The following is a 20,271-nucleotide window of genomic DNA, read 5'->3' as shown; positions in this document are numbered from 1 at the left end:
TTGGAAAATATTTTTCAAACGAAAAATACTTTTTAAACAAGTTTGTATTTTATGAAAAAAACCCCATAAACACAGGGCTCGTGGCGATATTGGATCAAGATCACAAAAACATTTAATGCATAATAAACAACCACTTAAGCCAATGATGTCAGATGGAAAATATTTACCATTGTATGACACAGGTATCATTTTAAGAGAAAAATCTTTTCAAGCTATAGCAAGAATGCAATGGAATACATATGATGATTGAAAACGCCATAATGAAAAATATTTATCAACACATACTTTCAAAATATAACTATTAGAAACAATTAAAGGCGTATTAAGTAATCCTTAGCCCTTTCCCTACAGTTAGCAGGCGGGATTAAACCCTGAAACATGTGTAGAGATGGTTATACATGCTGATGGAAAATTTAATGGAGTAAATAATGTCATCAAGTATCGAGACATCATCACGAAAACATAACCTTAGTTACATCATTAGAATTTGTTGTATCGCGGCTCTAGGGGGGATTTTATTAGGATATGACACCGCCGTTATTTCTGGTGCTATCGGACCGATAAGAGAGTATTTCAACTTAACGGCGGCACAAACGGGATGGGCTGTTTCCAGTGTTGTATTAGGCAGTATTATTGGTGCAGTCAGTGCAGGTTGGTGTGCTCTTAAATATGGTCGTAGAAAAGCATTATTCTTAGCGGCTCTTCTATTCATCATTTCAGCAATAGGCTCAGCCCTTGCCTCTACCTTTACCATCTATGTGTTATTTAGAATTGTAGGTGGCATTGCAGTTGGTTTAGCGTGTGTTGTCTCGCCTATGTATATGTCTGAAGTCGCCCCTAAAGATTTCAGAGGACGTGCTGTTAGTATGTTCCAACAATCAGCCGTTATTGGTCAAACGGGTGTATTCTACGTTAACTACTTGATTGCAAAAGGTATGTCTGAAGCATGGCTTGTTGATATAGGCTGGCGTTGGATGCTAGCATCAGAAGTTCTACCTGCCTTATTATTTGGTAGCCTGTTAATTATCATCCCTGAATCACCTCGTTGGTTAGTCTTAAAAGGGCACCTTGCTCAAGCAAAAGAAACCCTTTCACGTATTTCTAACCCTGAACATGCCGACCGCGTTATTCTTGAAATACAAAAATCATTAGTCCCCGCTAATGCATCAAAAAATAATAAAGTCAGCTTACGTTCACCATTATTATTTTCCATTCTTGTTATTGGTACTTTTGTTGCGGCAGCACAGCAGTTAACTGGTATCAATGTCATTATGTACTACACACCAGAAATACTAAAACCTATTGCTGGTGGTACTGAAAACGCATTATTCCAAACCACCTTCGTGGGTGTTGTCTTCATTTTTGGTAATGCTTTAGGTATGTATCTGATTGATAAAGTCGGTCGTTTACCACTAATGAAATACGGTACTTTCGGTTGTGCGCTAGGTATGACGATTGTCGGTTATGTACTTTATACCGGTACTGAAGGCTATGCTGCTTTATTCGCACTCTGTCTGTATGTTGTCGCATATGCAACATCTTGGGGTTGTGCATGTTGGACAATGATTTCAGAAATTTTCCCGAATAGTATCCGTTCACGTGCGATGGCAATTGCTGTTGGCGCACAATGGTTCACGGGCTTCATTGTTACTCAGTCTTTCCCTATGTTAAATGAAAATGCCTACCTAAAAGAACACTTTAACGGTGCATTCAGCTTCTGGGTATTCGCGGTTCTTTCTATCATCTGTATGTATGTTGTTGTTAAGTACGTACCTGAAACGAAAGGCGTTAGCTTGGAAGACATGGAAAAAGTCATGGCTGAAAAGCTGGGTAAGAATAAGAAACGTCAGGTTGCAGACGCAAGCGCTTAATCAAATAAATACGTACAATATTTATTACTGATTAACTTTCAAGAAATAGGCTTTTCATAGGAGAAGCCTATTTTCATATTCAATGAACGTTAGCTAAAAGGGAATACATCATGCTAGATAAAATGGCTTTCTTTGTATATGTCGTAAGAACAGGTTCTATTTCTGCTGCTGCACGTAAATTCAATATTTCAGTCTCGGCAGGCAGCCGCTGGCTACAAGATCTAGAACAAAAATTTGGCATGCCGCTACACCGTCGTAGCAACCGCTTATTAACCCCTACCCCTGCAGGTCAAAAGCTGTTCGATGATTTTTCACCCATGGTCGATAATTCCGAACATTTATGCCGCCAAATGCAAGAGTTTCAGCAGCACGACAAAGGGCATATTGATATTGTTTGTACACCTGTTTATGCCAATCATTATTTAATGGACATGATCAGTGAATACCTTATAACGAACCCAGATGTCACTTTTAACCTCAATATTACTCCTTGGGCATTAGATCATGCGGCAGAAAGCGACTTAACAATCAGCGCCAATGCATCTTATCAAGGCTATCGTGAACATGATTTACACCTTGTTCGCCGTGAAATAATGCAAAGTCCCTTTCGCGTTGTTACTTCACAACACTATCTTGATCGTCAACCCGCACCACAAAAACCCTCTGATTTAACCCAGCATCAATGCTTATTTGCCACGACGTTAACGGGCAGTAATGATTGGATTTTCACCCAAAATGGTGAAAGCCAGATAATAAAAGTACCTAAGTCTTTAGAAGTTAACGATAGTGACCTACTGCTTCAAGGTGTAAAAAAAGGCGCTGGCATCGCTTACTTACCCGCATTTCTCGTTGAACCAGAGATAGAAAACGGCCAGCTTATTTCACTATTGGATGATTTCGATACCAGCGTATGGAGCCTCAACCTCTACTATCAGCCACCCGCCACCGCTTCTGCCGTCGCCATTCATTTTAAAGAGTTTTTATTGAATAAATAGTAAGAAGTATGAAAATGGTATAATTGTCGACATATAGGGTGACTTTATGGATGTATAGCTTACACTAATAAAACCTTATTACCTTAACCTCTTAAAAGGTGCGTGTTTAATATAAAGACACACTATCAACAATAAGAATAAAAATAAAAAATAAGACAAACTTAATAATATAAGACATTATTAAAACCAAATAACAACACCCTACACAGCAGAATAAAAAAACATTAAATAACAAAAAGTTAAATCCAAATTTCATTATAAAAACAAAGAAAAACATTTATTCATCATCTGATTCTCACTTAAGAGCCGCTAATAAAACTCACCCCACTCACTTTAAACTAAAATATAAAAAACAGCGTTACATAAAAACAATATAAAAACCTAATGTAAAAATAATTAAGGTTTAAATAATGAAGATGGCAGCCTTTGTGGTATACACATTAGCCCTTCTCTTATCATCTGCTGTAAGTGCTAAAAGCAGTATTGATGAGAAAAGAGAAGGTTTTGTTGTGCAAGCAAAAAATGGGAATATATCGTCTGCTGCACGAGGGCTAACAACACTTTATGATCAGACAAAAGATCCTCTTGTTCTTAACGATCTGATTGCCATTTTATCTTGGCAAGAGAATTCGAAAGCGATTGTTGACGCTTGCCAGTCGTGCCAACCGCGGGGGCTCAGCCCTGAGTCGGTTGAAATTGTCGCAAAGGCGTTCAGAAATGAAGGATATTACCAAACTTCAGCAAAATATTATCGCTACCTAACACAACGATCACCTAACAATCGTGATGCTTGGTTAGGATTAGCTTTATCAAGTGCCGAAGCGAACGATTTAGCGAGCGCTAAAGAAGGATTACGAGAATATCGTCAACGATTTCCATTAGATGCACACTTTTATCAAAATTGGATCTATGTATCACAGGCGCTAGACGATCACGTTGGTGAAATGTTTGCTTGGCAAAGTTGGCTAACCGCCGAACCCAATAATAAAACGGCAGGTGTTGGATTATATACCAGTGCCGTTCAACTAGGCGCATCGCCTGCGGTAAAATCATTATTAACCCAGCATCCTGAATGGTTTACATCTGCCGATAACTTATGGTTCGACTATTATGAGGCAAGCACCTTGCTGCGTGATGGTATCAAAGCCAAAAGTGTACCGACTATCAAACGAAGTTCTGCTTTATTGCAACAAGTTATTGATAAAGCACCTGCAGACCACCCTCTTAATAAAAGCGCGTCATTAGATTACTTTTATGCCCTCGTGACATTAAAAGACTATAAAACAGCGAGCCCTCTCGCTGAACAACTAGAAAAAGAGCAGCCATTACCGCGCTATGCTCAAGAAGCACTTGGTGATTATTATTTAGGAACGATGCAACCCAGCAAAGCTGAGTCCATTTTTGACGCTATTCATCAAAAAGAACCTAAAAACCTTCCAGTTACCATCAAGTTATATTACGCGTATATGGACACTGAGCAGTATGGCAAAGCCAAAGCGCTGATTGACTCTGAAAAGCCTAATATTCCTAAAAACCGATGGGATTTCACTGGTAGCACACAGAATGTAAATGATGAATACCAAACCCTTATGCAATTAGAAGCGTTGCATTATGCATGGCGGGGAGATTTTCCCCAAGCAACGGAAACAATTGATAAATTGCTTACCAATGCACCGGGGAATCCTTATCTGTTGTCCATTAAAGGGGACATTGAACGCTGGAAAGGGAATACCTTTGCTTCTGAACGTTATTTTGAACAAGCCAGCCAACTGCTTTCACCTCAAGATAGAGGTATAACGGACAGAGGCAAGTTGATGGCAAAACTTGAACGCAAAGATTGGCGAGGGCTTCAAAAGAATCTCGATAATTTAAACAGCCAGTACCCCGCTAGCGATCAATACATCATCAACAACTACGTTAAAAAAGCAGCAGCGCCAACATGGACAGGCGAATACCGCCGAGGAGAAACAGACAGTAATGGCAACGTTTTAGTACAAGCATCAAAAGATTGGACTTACGATACACACCTATACACTGGGCGAGTTTTAGGTGGATATAATTTCTTTTTCCGCGACCAGATGAGTTTTGGTGAATTTGAAGAAAACAATCTGTACGCCCGCTATAGTGGCATCGGGGCTGAAATTCCTTTATCACCCGTCACTTTGCTAGTTGAAACAGGCGTAGGCGGGCATTTAAATGATAAAGCCTATTTCTGGACCACCGTTGATTATCTAATTAATGATCAATGGTTTATTTCAGGTAGCTATAAGTACAATTCCGATAATACGCCACTTCGCGCATTATTTGATGGTGCAAATGTGGATGATTTTGACACCTACCTTATCTATCGCATAAAGTCTGAAATTAATTTAGGGTTATCTGGCAAGTACTCTGACTTTACTGATGGTAACGAACGCTTTACCTATCTAACTTGGATCGAAGGTCAGTTATATAGAACAGATAGCTATACTGTTCGCGGATCTGCCTCTTACGGTGCTTCATTTAATGAAGAAATTGAAACAGCAAGTTACTTCAATCCCAAATCAGACCACTCTGGCTCACTCATTCTCACACAAGATTATCATTACCGTATTAACGATAGCTGGGGCTTTGACCAAAACCTGAAAACAGGCATTGGCAGTTACTGGCAAGAGGATTTTGGATCTGACTACAACTGGGATGTGAGCTACGCCCAAAAATGGATATGGCAAAAACAAATCGATTTTAGCTATGGTATTGGTCGAAGCAAAGGGGTTTATGACGGAGAGGGAGAATATGGTACTTACCTCTTCGCCAACTTTAATGTGAGGTTCCCACAATGAAGATATTATTTTGGCTAACCCTAACATTATTCATTTGCTTCCCATTGTTGGCAGCAACATCAACTAATAATGAGCGTGCAAACAACACCTATGTCGTACTGTGTTATCACGATTTTATTGATGTGGGGTTAACCCCAAATTTACGTATATTTCCAGATACCCTTACGCGTGATCGTTTAATTGAACATTTCAATTGGTTCAAACAAGAAGGCTATAACCCTGTTAGTTATCAGCAAATTATTGATGCAAAAGCAGGTCGTAGCTCATTGCCATCTAAAGCAATCTTACTCACATTCGATGATGGTTACGAAAGTTTTTACAGTACAGTTTACCCATTATTAAAACTTTATAATTACCCTGCTATTTTTGCTTTAGTGGGTAAATGGCTAGTACCAGATGAACACAAAAAGGTTGAATATGGAAAGGCCATGATATCTCGAAAGCGATTTTTGTCTTGGGATCAGATTCGAGAAATGGAGCGTTCAGGTATTGTAGAGTTTGCCTCTCATTCTTTTGATTCACATTATGGTATTAATGCGAACCCGTATGGTAATGAGCAACCCGCAGCAACGACCCCTGCGTATAATGCTACCGAAAAGCGCTACGAAACATTAAACCAATACAACAAACGGCTTTATGCTGATTTGACTCAAAGTAGTAGCCAGATGGTGTCTAATTTAGTCAAAGCCCCCCGTATTTTAGTGTGGCCATACGGCGCATATAGTCAAAAGTCGATCAATACAGCAGCAAAGGTAGGTATGCCTTATACCTTCTCACTCGATGAAGGTGTTAACTATGTGAGTGACTCGGGACGTAACGTAAAACGCTTTTTAATTGAGCAAGAAATGACGCTTGAAAGGCTTGATGAAATTGTACGGGGTCAGCCAGAATACGAAGGGCCTAAACGGGTTGTGCATGTCGATCTTGATTATGTTTATGACCCTAACCCGGCCGTTATGAACCGGAATATGGACACGTTAATTTCTCGTATTTATAACTTTGGTATAGACACCGTTTACCTTCAAGCTTTTGCCGATCCCGATGGTAATGGTATAGCAGATGCCTTGTATTTCCAAAACCGACATTTACCCGTACGTGCCGATATTTTCAATCGTGTTTCGTGGCAACTTAGCACCCGTGCAGGGGTGACCGTGTATGCGTGGATGCCTGTACTTGGCTTTAATTTAGGGAATAAATATGACTATGTGACAGATAGTCGGTTTAACGCTCCAGACCCTAAGCGATACCTTCGCCTTTCTCCGTTTTCGACACAAAATCGGAAGGCCATTAATGAGATCTATACCGATTTGGGTGCGTATGGAAAGTTCTCTGGGCTTTTATTCCACGACGACGCACTATTAACTGATTTTGAAGATGCGACACCAGCAGCATTAAAACAATATCAGAAATGGGGACTGGGAAAATCTGTCGCTAATATTCGTAATAATCCTCAAAAAATGACGTCATGGTCTAAATATAAAACCCAATATTTAATTGATTTCACCTTAGAGTTGGCAAACAGTACACGCCAATATTTATCGGGTGATGGCATTGAGTTAAAACTGGCCCGAAACATCTATGCACAACCCGTTATAAACCCTAAAAGTGAAGAATGGTTTTCACAAAACTTGGTTGCTTTTTCAAACGCTTATGACTATACCGCTGTGATGGCGATGCCTTATATGGAATCGGCAAAATCACCTGATGAATGGCTAGAAAAAATTGCAAAAATGGCACTTAAAACAGTGCCGAGTAATAAGTTGATTTTTGAGCTACAAGCCAAGAATTGGAAAAATGGTAAGGATATTCCAGCCTCTGAGCTCTCACGACAAATGGAGATAATTAGCAAAGCAGGTATTCAGAATTACGGCTATTACCCTGATGATTTTATTCGTGGCGTGCCAGATCAAAAGACCTTGCGCCCTGTATTTTCAAACCGTAATACCATTGGAGAATACTAATGGAGTGGCTAGCGTTTTTCTATCTTTTCATTTTCATTTACCCAGCGGTAATGGCACTGGTATGGATCGGTGGTGGTATTTATTACTATTTCCATTGGGAGCGGGCGCAGCTAAAAATTGCGCGACAAGGTCCCTTGCCACTCGATGAATATCCGAAAGTTTCTATTATGGTGCCTTGTTATAACGAAGGCGCTAACGTCAATGAAACGATCAATTACTTACTTAAACAGAATTACCCTAATTTTGAAATCATCGCCATTAACGATGGCAGTAAAGATGATACTGCAACGCGATTAAATAACATCGCGGAACATGAGCCTCGCCTCATTGTTATTCATCAAAAGAACCAAGGAAAAGCCGCAGCATTAAATAATGGTACTCAGTATTCGACCAGTGACATTTTGGTGTGTATCGATGGTGATGCCCTACTCGATTTGAATGCATTACGATGGATGGTGAAGCATTTTCAAGATAGCCCCAAAGTTGGTGCTGTAACGGGTAATCCAAGGGTCCGTACCCGTACAACCATTATTGGAAAAATCCAAACGGGTGAGTTTTCATCAATTATCGGCCTCATAAAACGAGCACAACGTATATACGGCACAATATATACCGTATCAGGCGTGGTTTGTGCGTTTCGTAAATCAGCCATTATGGATATTGGTGGCTGGAGTACAGACATGATCACTGAAGATATTGATGTCAGCTGGAAACTGCAAATAAACGACTGGCAAATTCGCTATGAGCCACAAGCGCGTTGTTGGGTGTTAATGCCTGAAACATTACGTGGCTTATACATGCAACGGCTACGCTGGGCACAAGGTGGCGCAGAGGTTTTCTTTAAACAAGGCATGAACGTCATCGTAAAGGGAAAAACCAAGCTTTGGCCATTAATGCTCGAATATCTAATGAGTGTCTTTTGGTGTTATAGCCTTGCCTACCTCATGCTTGCTTACTTTATTCAGCTTTTTACGCTCAGCGAACAGCCAACAACTTATCAATTGGTCACATTTGAATGGTCGGGCTTTGTACTGGTATTAATTTGTTTGATGCAATTTACAGTAAGTCTGATGATAGATCGTCATTATGACGTTATGTTGCGTCGAAATTTTTTATGGTGTATTTGGTACCCTATGTTCTATTGGTTTCTGAATGTTATCACCGTCACTATCGCTGTTCCCAAGGCACTAATTCGTAAAAAAGGAGAAAAAGCCATATGGGAAAGCCCTGATCGCGGAGAGGTATTCAGAGATGATGATTAACCCAAAAACGAAGGTAAAATCAAGATATATTCATTCACATCAGCAGAAAAATCATGATGATATTAGAGGGCTTATTATCTGCAAAGCCTGTAAAAAAACATGGCAACATCATCTAAGAGATACCGCTATTGCTATCGTCACTTGGGGAGGATGGTTCTTCTTAATATTTCAGCCCTTTATAAAGACGAACTATAATCCCACTAACGGTTTAGATTTCATTCACTCAATAAGTTTAGAAAACTGTGCAATTATATTTGTGACTCTTTTTTGTGTCATTATGATTACGTATCACCTTTGGGTTAGATATCATGTACTTATTTGGCAATGGGATAAGTTATGGGAACACAATAAACAACTCACAATAAATGCTAAATCCATTATTGCCAAAAAATATATGCGGAGTATAAGCCTGAATTTGCAAAAGGGTAAAAGCCCAGAGCCTGTTTCTATGTTATCTGGAAACGACGAAGAAAAAACGTATGATCTTACCCATAATGTTCACAGTCACATCGTAGAAAAAAAGAACCCAGAGTATGAAGAAAGATCGTCTTAATGAGTTATAACTAAGAATATAGGTAAATGAAGACATAATGACTTTCGTTACTATGCCTTCATTATTAATTTTCGACTAGCTTACTTATTTACTTACAACTATAAACCGCTGTTATTGCTCAAGCACAGCATTAAAACGTTCAAAACCTTTTTCAAGATCTCGAATCAAATCATCAACATCTTCTAAGCCCACGTGTAAACGCAGCATTGGCCCAACAAATTCTTTCTTTTTCGCTGTACGTATAGAGTTAACATTTTCATTCGCTAATATTAGGCTTTCAAAACCACCCCATGAATAGCCCATGCTGAAGTGTTCCATGCCGTCTAATAACGCCGTTAACGCTGCAGTATTACCGCGCTTCAGTACCAAAGAGAATAAACCGTTACACCCTTTGAAATCACGCTTGTAAATTTCATGACCTTCACAGCTTTCAAAAGCAGGATGGCGAACATGATCCACTTCTTCGCGCTCAGATAACCATTGAGCAACTTTGATGCTGTTTTTTTCGTGCTGCCTTAAACGAACACCTAATGTACGTAGCCCACGCATAGCAAGATAAACATCATCTGGCGAGGTGCACTGCCCCATCAAATAGCTACCTTCACGTAATTGATCCCAGCAGCGTTCATTCGCTGTTGCTGTGCCTAACATTACATCAGAATGACCCACAATATATTTTGTTGCCGCTTGAATCGAGATATCAACGCCATGATCGAATGGCTGGAAATTAATTGGTGATGCCCACGTATTATCCAACATCACGACGATATCATGCTCATGTGCAATGCTCGCGAGTAACGGCACATCTTGCACTTCCATCGTGATAGAGCATGGAGACTCTAAGAATAGAACCGTTGTATTCGGGCGAATAAGATCGCGAATACCTTCGCCGATCATCGGGTCATAGTAGGTTGTTTCAACGCCCATCTTATCTAAAATTTTGTCACAGAAATCACGCGTTGGCTCGTAAGTGCCATCAACCATTAAGATATGATCGCCTGTTTTCACAAACGATAAAATGGCATTTGAGATAGCAGCCGTACCACAGGGATATAATGCACAACCAACACCGCCTTCTAGTTCAACCATTGCGTCTTGAAAAGCAAAATGCGTATTCGTACCACGGCGTCCATAAAAGAGCTCTTTATTCGCACGGTTGGCAGTGGCATGTTTCATTTCAGCAACGGTATCAAATACAATTGTTGATGCACGGCTTACAGGTGGATTAACTAGATGCTGGGTCCACTTTTTCGAGCGACCCGCTGTTATGATTGTTGTATCTAATGCTTTTTTTTCCATGATAAACCCAAAGTTCCTTTTAAAAGACAATGCTCATTTTTACTATGAGCCCAAGTTATCATAATTAAATAGCTATTGGGGACTTTATACCCAAGTCACCTCAAGATGCAGGATTTAGAGTTTTTGCTGAAACGAGCATCTTGAGGTAACTTAGGTATAGATAGCACAAGCAACATCATATTTTATTAAAATTTCAAACAAGGAAAGTATTAATGTTTAGTCATATCATGGTTGGCGCAAACGACATTCAACGATCAAAAACATTTTATGATGCAATTTTAGGTGCGATGGGCTACGAGCCTGGCGTTCTTGACGAAAAAGGACGTTGTTTTTACTTCACTAAAAGCGGCATATTCGCGCTAAGTAAGCCAATTGATGGCGAACCAGCATGCCATGGTAATGGTAGCACTATCGGTTTTTCAGCAGAAAGTACAGAAATTGCAGATGCTTGGCATGCAGCAGGAGTCGCCAATGGCGGTACTACATGTGAAGAGCCACCAGCAATACGAGAAGGTGCTATCGGTCAGCTATACCTAGCGTATTTACGTGACCCGTCAGGTAATAAAGTTTGCGCTGTTCATCGCGTAAGCTAAATAAAAATACGGTTAGCAAAAAAAGACCATCGCGGTGATTTCTAGCTAAACGCTATACAGACGCCGAATCTAATTATGCCCAATAAATCACAACACGGTTTATTGGGCTTTTTGTAATCTATCTTGATATTTCAACAAGGCTTTAACTTATTGCTAACCTATGGTTAGATAGAAGATAAGTTGTTACCAAAAACTCATCCATCCATTTGTTAACCACTGACCAACGCGAGGCATTTATGTTAGGTGAAGATCATTCTCTTCTTAAAGAATTTCCCGAGTATAAAGATACAATCGCAAAACTGATTAACGTAGACGACGCATTTGCAAAAGACACGAAACATTACAATGCGCTTGATAAAGAAATCCGTGAACTGGAATTACAAGACTCCCCCATCGGTGATGGATCAATGCTCCAACTGAAACACAATAGAGCTGAATTGAAAGACGCATTGCATCTCCGTTTAATTGCCGGCAATTAAGCGAATCTATTACGCTGTACCGTAATGAATAAACACAAAAAGTCGGTCGCTAATACAGCCATCGACTTTTTGTTTGGCCACAGTAATTCAGTTGTCTTTAGTACAACGTGCAAGTCTACAAATAACATATTATCAAATGTTTTTTGAGAATGATTTTACCATTACCCTGTTTATAACATAACAAACAAGGGCTATGATTTACCTCGTGAACAAGAAAATCACAAAATCAATATTGAGGACAAGAGCATGGCTAACCTAACAATTGTTGCAAACATCATCGCGAAAGTCGATAAAGTAGAACTAGTAAAAATGGAGTTACTTAAACTGATCGACGTGACACGCGCTGAAAAAGGCTGCATCAATTACGATCTTCACCAAGACAACGAAAACCCAGCACATTTCATGTTTTACGAGAACTGGATATCACGTGAACTATGGCAAACACACATGGGAAACCAACACTTAAAAGACTACATGGCAGCCACTGACGGTGCGGTAGAAAGCTTCGAGTTAAATGAAATGACAAAGATCGCTTAGTCATTCTTCAATACCAAGCGCTTTCAAGTTAAAAATAAGCGATCAATAACGCTTATTGCCTTCAAGGTATCGATAAATACTACAACACCAGCTCGGTCAGTATTACTGATGAGTTGGCGTTTATACCATTCTGGATAAGTAAATGGTCAGATAATTGCGTAGAAAAAATTGATAATAACAAGGCAGAAATTGAAGTAACTAGTGGTTCTAATTATAAAATTTCTAACGTAGTTATAAGCTATTTTAACCAGCAAGAATGATCAGATACTTGTCTAGATTGGTATTACATAGAAATCAAAACAAAATACGTCCTATCAATCAATTCGAGGATATTACCAAGAAAGTATTTTCTCTCGATACAAACAAATAGTTCCTACGGTGGTGATGAGTGTCTTTAATTATCAAAAAATATTAGAGAATGCTTCAAATGTTACCCTGTTTTTAACTCACCATTCTGAGGTTATGCTTTTCTCGTATCCAAACAACGAATTCAACCCAAGAAGGTGAAGATCATGTCACAGAAATTAACATTAGGCGTAACCGACCTCTCTTTCCATCGCATTACAGCGTCATTAATTTCGCATGTATTACAAAGTATGGGATTTGAAGTAGAGCGCGTGTACTCTCCCCATCAAGAGAACTTCAAAAAACTGAAAGACGGTGAAATTGATCTACTGACGTCGGCATGGTTACCTTCAAGTCATGGCATGTATAAATCAGAAGTGGAAGAAGTTGAACCGCTGATTGAACTTGGCTTACATTACGAACCATATGCATTGTGGGGCGTGCCTGATTATGTGCCGACTGAGGATGTCGCAGAAGTGGCCGATCTATTAAAACCTGATGTCGTGAAGAAAATGGAAAATGATATTCAAGGCATTAACCCCGGTGCAGGTATTACCCGTTTTTCGATTAAGATGATGGAAGAATATGGTCTTAATGATGCGGGGTATGCATTCCATACTGGTACTGAAGAAGCCTGTTTTAGTACTTTCGAACAAGCTGTTGAAAACAAAGAATGGTTCATTGTGCCGCTTTGGAAGCCGCAATTCTTGCACTACCGTTATAATATTCGTGAAATCAAAGAGCCAAAAGGGTTGCTGGGCATTGTCGATCGTGCGGTGTTGTTACTCAGAGAAAGTAAAAAAGAATTGTTCACCAAAGAACAGCTAGAAACGTTAGATACATTGCGTTTCTCGAATGAAATCATTGCTGAATTAGACTATAAAGTATCACGTGAAAACCAACCGATTGATACTGTTACCGCCAACTGGTTAGCAGCTCAATCGCAATAATCAACCCACACAACATTCTCTTATTTAAAGTGACGCCAGAAATGGCGCCACTTCCATCAATTTACAGTGACAGGCAGTTAGATCACACTTTTTATTTGTGCAATCGTCGCTTTCGCATCTTCATAATTGATCATCAATTCCCCTACACCTTTTTCTGTTTGCATAAATAGAGACGGGAAACTGTTACCTCCTATCGAGCGCGCAAAAGCAATTTCACGCAACAAGGCATCATGTGTCGTTGGCGATAAAAAGTCCGCTTCGAATTTATCGTAATCTAAGCCGATGCTTTTTGCTAAACCAATCAAAATGTCATTATCACTCGGGTTCTTCGCATCAAGATAATACGCATGTTGAATCGCATCTAGTATGGCAGGTTCAGCCCTTTGCTCACGAGCCGCAAGGATGGCACGACAGGCTGGATAAGTAGATCGACGTGGTGTGTTTTGGTGCCAGAAATCATAATTGAACTGGGTACCGAGGTAATTTTCTATCTTCTTCCAATACGACGCAATTTGCTGCTGCATCGTTTCTGACATCGGTACATCTGAATCTGGGGCTAATCCACCCAATACATACACAATCTCGACGTCATCTGTAACCGCTTCTTTAATCTTTAGCCAAACAGGCTTGTATCCCCAGCACCACGAGCACATAGGATCATAGACATAATACAAGGTAGGTTTTGTTGCCGACATAATGTGAGTCCTTTCTAATCTGATGCTCCACAGTAGCAAACTCGCTCGAATACATTCAAGTTAAGCCGCCCAAGTTAAACCGCCGATCTCAAACAATGTAAATTGATAAGTGAACGTTTTCGACAACTATGACGGAACTTATAACTGCTAATTAACGTGTTATAAACTTAGCTTAGGCTTAATAAAATCAATAAACGCTGAAATACGTCGTGCCACAGAAGATGATTGATAGTACACCGCATTAACTTGCTCTCGGCCTGTATTGAGGAGTTTGTCAGACTCTAATATCGCGACCAATCGTCCAGTCTCAAGATCATCTTTGACCATAAAGCCAGATAAGCACGCTATGCCATTCCCAGCAATTGCCAACTGTCGCACCGTTTCACCGTTACTTGACATAATTGTCGGTTCAATATATTGGAAACCTTTCAACGGCCAATGATTCAACACTTTTGCCCCAGTAAAGCCAATAAGCTCATGCCTGTTCAGCCCATCTGGCTTTTGTGGCATTCCTCGTCGCGCAAGGTATTCTGATGACGCAACAATATACAACGGGCTCTTTCCCAATGAACGAGCATGCAAAGTTGAATCTGTAAGCATGCCAATACGAATTGCTACATCTGTTTTCTTCTCTAACAAATCAACAAAACCTTCGTTGGACGTCAGCACCAACTCAATATCAGGATACTCAACTTTAAACGCTTGAATCAAGGGTACTAATTGATGGAAAACAAATGGACTAGCAGCATCTACACGTAAACGTCCTTTGGGTAACTCACCACGAGATACAAGATCCTCTTCTGCCCGTTGAATCAGTTGTAACCCCTCTCGCACCGACTCGACAAATTGCCGCCCTTCATCGGTTAATTCAATGCGTCGGGTTGTGCGATTCAATATCGTAACACCCAGTTGTTTCTCCACTTTACTGACCGCACGCGATACACGTGCAACTTGAATATCCAACAAATCGGCGGCAGCAGAGAACCCGCCGCAGTCAACAACCATTAGCAAAATGGTTAAATCGTCCGAACGTGTGAGCACAGTTTATCCCTTCATATCATTACAACACCCAGAACTATTGCAATAATAACAAAAGTAATTTGTAAGTAGCACTGTTTTTCACAAAGTTGTAATCGCGAATAATGCACGCATCATTTAGTTCATTAACGGAAAGCACGTTGCTTTCTTTATTCAACGTCGAGATTATATTATGCCATTAGCACTTCTTGCATTGACGCTTAGCGCCTTTGCCATCGGCACTACAGAATTTGTTATCGTCGGATTGATTCCGACCATGGCAAATGATTTACACGTTTCCCTTCCCTCTGCAGGATTACTCGTCAGTTTATACGCCTTAGGTGTTGCCGTTGGTGCTCCAGTGCTCACGGCATTAACTGGCAAGTGGAACCGTAAGCATGTCTTACTGGCAGTCATGAGTTTGTTTGTTGCAGGTAATGTACTTGCATGGCAAGCCCCTGGTTATAACACGTTAATCGCGGCGCGTATTTTGACGGGTTTGGCGCACGGTGTCTTTTTCTCTATTGGTTCGACGATAGCAACAGGCTTGGTCTCGAAAGAAAAAGCGGCTAGCGCAATTGCCATCATGTTTACCGGATTAACCGTCGCTTTGGTCACTGGCGTACCTCTGGGCACTTACATTGGTCAAACTTACGGCTGGCAAGCTACGTTCTTAGTCGTTGCTATTCTTGGTCTAATCGCCCTTGTCGGCAGTATGGTGTTAGTTCCGAATAACCTAAAACAACCACCAGCAGCCAAACTGTCTGCGCAGTTAAAAGTCTTAACTCAACCACGTTTGTTATTGGTGTACGCAATTACAGCAGTTGGTTACGGCGGCTCATTCACTGCTTTCACTTACTTGGCTTCTATCTTAGAAGATGTCTCGGGCTTTGATTCCAGCATGATAGGTCTAATTATGTTGGTATATGGCGCATCAGTTGCTGTCGGTAATATCTGGGGCGGCAAAATGGCCGATAAAATGGGGCCAATAAAAGCGCTGACCATTATATTTTCAGGCCTAGCTGCGGTGTTATTCACTTTTACTTTTACTGCATCCAACCCAATTACCGCCGTTATCACTATTTTAATTTGGGGTGCATTCGCCTTTGGTAACGTACCGGGACTACAAGTTTACGTAGTGAAATTGGCAGAAAAATATACCCCAGATGCGGTTGATGTTGCATCTGGTTTAAACATTGCAGCATTCAATGTCGGAATTGCACTGGGATCATGGGGAGGCGGTATGATTGTCGCAAAATCTGATTTGATGAATACCACTTGGATCGGCGCTATCATTGTGATTATCGCTTTATTGCTAACCCGTCTAAGCGGCGCATTGGATAAACACGCTGACAAAAAGGTACGAATAACGGTCACAACAAATGCTTAAACACAAAGTGAAACACGTTTAAGCACAAAGCACATCAATTCAGAAAATCACTCGAAGGCGATCAGCGATGATCGCCTTATTATTTTTATGGCAGATCACTTTTATTATCATCTACGTTTCGTCATACGCTTTGTTTTTCGAGGGCGTAAATATAAAAACGTAATGGCCCTTCAGCGTGTACTATTGTCAAACCACTCGCTGCCCCACTACACTCTAGAGACAAAGCAAAGCCATGTAAGTAATCCACTAGCAGATCCAATGCATCTTTCACTTGTTCGGGCGTAAGATTCAATGCCGCGATAGCCATATAAAAGCGATCCACAAACACATTGGCAGGTCCTGTCGACGTCATCCCTAAGAAGGTTTGTAGCAAACCAGGATGTGCTTGTAACAACGACAAATAGCTATTACACAATGTAGTCAATTCTGTTTGCCAAGCTTCACTGCCTTTCGGTTCATAAATGGCTTCAATGAGCGAGACGGTTACCGCTTCCAACAACGCATTCTTATTCGCAAAATAATGATAAATCGCCATAGCATCCACATCTAAGCTACCCGCTAATTTACGGATACTGGGAATTTTCGCGTCATCTTTCATCAAAGACTTCGCTGCAACAATGATTTTATCTGCGCTCAATTGCCCCGATGTTCCACTTGGACGACCTCGTTTCTTTTCCTTGACAGACATTCACTCTCCCCGATAAACTAACCTTAATTTCTACACTGTAGAATATTGTAGAGCAACGCAATTCAAATGCAAGCCATACACGCTAAGTGTTGATTATAACTTGGGTATAGTACTATTTAACGGGAGTTAACCATGTCAAACATTGTATATATAGCCACCAGCCTTGATGGCTATATTGCAGATAAAAATGGATCTATCGATTGGTTACATGCCACACCTAACCCTGACGGCTCTGATCTCGGCTATAACAATTTCATTGAGCGTATTGATGCGTTAGTGATGGGCCGTAACACACTGGATATGGTGCTGAGTTTTGATTGCGACTGGCCTTATACTCGACCAGTATTCGTATTAAGTAACACGATGACACGTGTACCTGAAGGGTATGAAGACAAAATATTTCTCGTGAAAGGCCCACTCACCACTGTAGTAGCATCGCTCAATGAACAAGGTTACAACAACCTATACATTGATGGTGGTATCACGATTCAGAACTTCCTAAAAGAAGATCTGATTGATGAAATGATTATCACAACCATTCCTGTATTGTTAGGCGGTGGATCGCCATTGTTCGGCAAATTAGTTACCCCACGATCGTTTGAGCTAACGGGTAGTGAAACCCTTATTAACCAGCTAGTGCAAAGTCATTTCACGCGCGTGCGATAAGTATGCTATTCGAGCTTCTTCAAAAAGAAGCTTAGATATTCAACACAAGCGATAAATAACAGGCAATAAAAATGCCGTTCACCTTAAGTGAACGGCATTAATCGTTATTATGCTTTTTTTCTGTTACTTACGGTTTGTCATTACTGTGCGAGAGAGTAGAAAATCGCAGATATTGAACATAAACCAATCACTGTAACAAAGACATTGCTCAATGCGCCAGAGTACTTACGCATAGCAGGTACTTTCTTGATAGCGTACATCGGCATAATGAACAGCAGCATCGCAATAATCGGTCCGCCAAGGCTTTCAATCATTCCTAAAATGCTTGGGTTAATCGTTGCTACAGCCCAAGTGGTCAGCAACATAAACAATGCAGTGAAGGTATTCAGTGTTTTGGGTGCGATCGTTTTACCGCGGCCTCGTGCAACTTTTACGACCAAACCATTCAAGCCTTCGCTGGCACCTAAATAGTGACCTAAGAAAGATTTAGTGATCGCGATAATTGCTACAACTGGTGCTGCATAAGCAATGACTGGAGTGTCAAAGTGATTTGCCAAGTACGTTAGAATAGAAACGTTCTGTGCTTTTGCTTCAGCCAAGTTTTCTGGTGATAAGCTAAGTACACAGCTGAATACGAAGAACATCACTGTGGCAACCATCATAATGTGGCTACGAGCTAAAATTCGCGAACATTGTATTTCTGCATCGGCACCATATTCTTTCTGTTTTGCCACTGCAAATGATGAAATCACTGGAGAATGGTTAAAAGAGAAAACCATCACAGGTAAAATCAACCATACCGCCATCATGATGGTGCTGTAACCACCGTCAGTCGGCATAACGTTCTCGAAAATTGAGCCGTTCCAGTAAGGAACCAAATACATCGCCAGCATCAAAAGCACTGCTACAAACGGAAACACCAATATACTCATGGCTTTGATAATTAATTGCTCGCCTAAACGTACAATCGCCATTAAAGCAATAATCAAGCCTAAAGCAAGTAAAGCACGTGCTGGAGGCATAATCCCTAACTGGTTTACCATGAAGCTTTCAACTGTGTTAGTCAAAGCAACACTGTATACCAATAGAATTGGATAGATAGCGAAGAAATACAACAAAGTAATCACTTTACCCATACCCACACCAAAGTGTTCTTCAACTACCTCAGTGATATCTGCACCTGGGTTTGCACTTGATAAAACGAAACGTGTCATGGCGCGGTGAGCAAAGAAAGTCATAGGAAGTGCAAGCACTGTCATCATGATCAGAGGGAGTAAACCACCCACACCAGCATTAATTGGAAGAAACAGTGTACCAGCACCTACGGCTGTACCGTATAAACCAAGTACCCATACGGTGTCACTTTTACTCCACCCCAATTTTTTTACGCTGCTTGCCGAAGTATTCGCTGTATTGTTTTTAACAGAGTCCATAGTGGACATCTCCTTTATAGGTATAGTGTTATAGCCTTCAAAGGGTCTGAGTGTCATATCTTCCATGTACCGGTAAAACCGATGAGAGAGAACGCGCAACAAGCGAACTACATACGTGACGCAGCAAAAAAAGATGATTGCGAAACGATACGATGTAGAGAGTGATAATGGTGAGTTCGACAAACAACTGTGTATGGGATGTTTGTGATTGACAGTTCCGTGGTCATATCAAGTGTATCCATGCTGGCATTAAGCAACAATGTCTGCTGGCTATCTCTATAATAACCTTATTAAAACTAATGAAACCCTCAATGAAGGCCGAGTATTATAGGGGATTAGCCGTGGTACAACTAATGATTTAGGAGTAATTCGAGGTGTTTGAGTGAATATCAAACACATGTAGAACTAATCCTAAAGTATAGTTATGAGAAGATATGTCAGATGTTTACAATATATTGTTTTTTGTTTTTATTTATAAGAAACACTTCAGTTTTTGTGACGTTTAACCTTGACTGACTACACCATATTTATCACCTAGAAAAGAACTTGGCTGCCCCCATGTGGAGCCAGCCAATATTTTTTACAGCAATGGCTAATTAGCCACCGAAGTCATCCAGTAGGATGTTTTCATCTTCAACACCTAGATCTTTCAGCATGCCGATAACAGCTGCGTTCATCATAGGTGGACCACACATGTAGTACTCACAATCTTCTG

At 40.5% G+C, this 20,271-nt stretch carries 17 protein-coding genes; 12 read left to right on the top strand and 5 right to left on the bottom strand.

Annotated elements, in window-relative coordinates:
- Window positions 1–428: 428 nt before the first annotated feature.
- From C9J12_RS23055 to C9J12_RS23030, 6 genes are all read left to right on the top strand, one after another.
- Window positions 429–1,871, top strand: a complete 1,443-nt coding sequence (locus C9J12_RS23055; RefSeq protein WP_107244850.1) for a sugar porter family MFS transporter — start codon at window positions 429–431, stop codon at window positions 1,869–1,871.
- A 110-nt stretch (window positions 1,872–1,981) separates the two neighbouring features.
- Entirely contained in the window at window positions 1,982–2,866 is an 885-nt protein-coding gene (locus C9J12_RS23050) for a LysR family transcriptional regulator (RefSeq protein ID WP_107244849.1), read from the top strand.
- A 410-nt stretch (window positions 2,867–3,276) separates the two neighbouring features.
- Window positions 3,277–5,688: a poly-beta-1,6 N-acetyl-D-glucosamine export porin PgaA gene (gene pgaA / locus C9J12_RS23045; RefSeq protein ID WP_107244848.1), complete on the top strand. Its 2,412-nt coding sequence runs from the start codon at window positions 3,277–3,279 to the stop codon at window positions 5,686–5,688.
- Window positions 5,685–7,649, top strand: coding sequence for a poly-beta-1,6-N-acetyl-D-glucosamine N-deacetylase PgaB (gene pgaB / locus C9J12_RS23040; protein WP_107244847.1), 1,965 nt, complete (start codon window positions 5,685–5,687; stop codon window positions 7,647–7,649). The genes pgaA and pgaB overlap by 4 nt, the downstream gene beginning before the upstream one ends.
- Window positions 7,649–8,911: a poly-beta-1,6-N-acetyl-D-glucosamine synthase gene (gene pgaC, locus C9J12_RS23035; protein WP_107244846.1), complete on the top strand. Its 1,263-nt coding sequence runs from the start codon at window positions 7,649–7,651 to the stop codon at window positions 8,909–8,911. Before pgaB ends, pgaC begins: the two co-directional genes overlap by 1 nt.
- Window positions 8,901–9,464: a hypothetical protein gene (locus C9J12_RS23030; RefSeq protein WP_227876436.1), complete on the top strand. Its 564-nt coding sequence runs from the start codon at window positions 8,901–8,903 to the stop codon at window positions 9,462–9,464. The genes pgaC and C9J12_RS23030 overlap by 11 nt, the downstream gene beginning before the upstream one ends.
- Window positions 9,465–9,575: 111 nt before the next feature.
- On the opposite strand, the gene C9J12_RS23025 is transcribed toward C9J12_RS23030, so the two are convergent.
- Complete coding sequence (locus C9J12_RS23025) at window positions 9,576–10,763, bottom strand: cystathionine beta-lyase (protein ID WP_107244845.1); 1,188 nt, start codon at window positions 10,761–10,763, stop codon at window positions 9,576–9,578.
- Window positions 10,764–10,975: 212 nt separating this feature from the next.
- Between C9J12_RS23025 and C9J12_RS23020 the strand changes: the two genes are divergently transcribed.
- The 4 genes from C9J12_RS23020 (at window position 10,976) to C9J12_RS23005 (ending at window position 13,667) form a co-directional block, all read left to right on the top strand.
- Window positions 10,976–11,356 carry a VOC family protein gene (locus tag C9J12_RS23020; RefSeq protein WP_107244844.1) on the top strand — a complete coding sequence of 127 codons (381 nt, stop codon included), beginning with the start codon at window positions 10,976–10,978 and terminating at the stop codon, window positions 11,354–11,356.
- Window positions 11,357–11,592: 236 nt separating this feature from the next.
- Complete coding sequence (locus C9J12_RS23015) at window positions 11,593–11,835, top strand: YdcH family protein (RefSeq protein ID WP_107244843.1); 243 nt, start codon at window positions 11,593–11,595, stop codon at window positions 11,833–11,835.
- Window positions 11,836–12,081: 246 nt separating this feature from the next.
- Entirely contained in the window at window positions 12,082–12,372 is a 291-nt protein-coding gene (locus C9J12_RS23010; RefSeq protein ID WP_107244842.1) for a putative quinol monooxygenase, read from the top strand.
- A 512-nt stretch (window positions 12,373–12,884) separates the two neighbouring features.
- A complete protein-coding gene (locus C9J12_RS23005) occupies window positions 12,885–13,667 on the top strand; it encodes a glycine betaine ABC transporter substrate-binding protein (protein WP_107244841.1) in 783 nt (260 codons plus the stop codon).
- A gap of 77 nt (window positions 13,668–13,744) precedes the next feature.
- On the opposite strand, the gene C9J12_RS23000 is transcribed toward C9J12_RS23005, so the two are convergent.
- Both C9J12_RS23000 and C9J12_RS22995 read right to left on the bottom strand, forming a co-directional pair.
- A complete protein-coding gene (locus C9J12_RS23000; protein ID WP_107244840.1) occupies window positions 13,745–14,362 on the bottom strand; it encodes a DsbA family protein in 618 nt (205 codons plus the stop codon).
- Between the two features lie 159 nt (window positions 14,363–14,521).
- Window positions 14,522–15,403, bottom strand: coding sequence for a LysR family transcriptional regulator (locus tag C9J12_RS22995; RefSeq protein ID WP_107244839.1), 882 nt, complete (start codon window positions 15,401–15,403; stop codon window positions 14,522–14,524).
- Between the two features lie 169 nt (window positions 15,404–15,572).
- Here C9J12_RS22995 and C9J12_RS22990 point away from each other — a divergent pair, with 169 nt between their 5' ends.
- A complete protein-coding gene (locus C9J12_RS22990; RefSeq protein ID WP_107244838.1) occupies window positions 15,573–16,769 on the top strand; it encodes an MFS transporter in 1,197 nt (398 codons plus the stop codon).
- 121 nt (window positions 16,770–16,890) lie between these two features.
- Here C9J12_RS22990 and C9J12_RS22985 read toward each other — a convergent pair whose 3' ends face one another.
- Window positions 16,891–17,457 carry a TetR/AcrR family transcriptional regulator gene (locus C9J12_RS22985; protein WP_107244837.1) on the bottom strand — a complete coding sequence of 189 codons (567 nt, stop codon included), beginning with the start codon at window positions 17,455–17,457 and terminating at the stop codon, window positions 16,891–16,893.
- Window positions 17,458–17,589: 132 nt separating this feature from the next.
- Between C9J12_RS22985 and C9J12_RS22980 the strand changes: the two genes are divergently transcribed.
- The gene (locus C9J12_RS22980; RefSeq protein ID WP_107244836.1) at window positions 17,590–18,123 is read left to right on the top strand and encodes a dihydrofolate reductase family protein; all 534 of its coding nucleotides are present in this window, start codon (window positions 17,590–17,592) and stop codon (window positions 18,121–18,123) included.
- A 140-nt stretch (window positions 18,124–18,263) separates the two neighbouring features.
- Here C9J12_RS22980 and C9J12_RS22975 read toward each other — a convergent pair whose 3' ends face one another.
- Window positions 18,264–19,556 carry a serine/threonine transporter gene (locus C9J12_RS22975; RefSeq protein WP_107244835.1) on the bottom strand — a complete coding sequence of 431 codons (1,293 nt, stop codon included), beginning with the start codon at window positions 19,554–19,556 and terminating at the stop codon, window positions 18,264–18,266.
- Between the last annotated feature and the right edge of the window lie 715 nt (window positions 19,557–20,271).

The organism is Photobacterium frigidiphilum (assembly GCF_003025615.1).
Taxonomy (GTDB): Bacteria; Pseudomonadota; Gammaproteobacteria; order Enterobacterales; family Vibrionaceae; genus Photobacterium; species Photobacterium frigidiphilum.
Note: the sequence above shows the minus strand (reverse complement) of the source record. Positions and strands in the feature narration are given on the sequence as shown.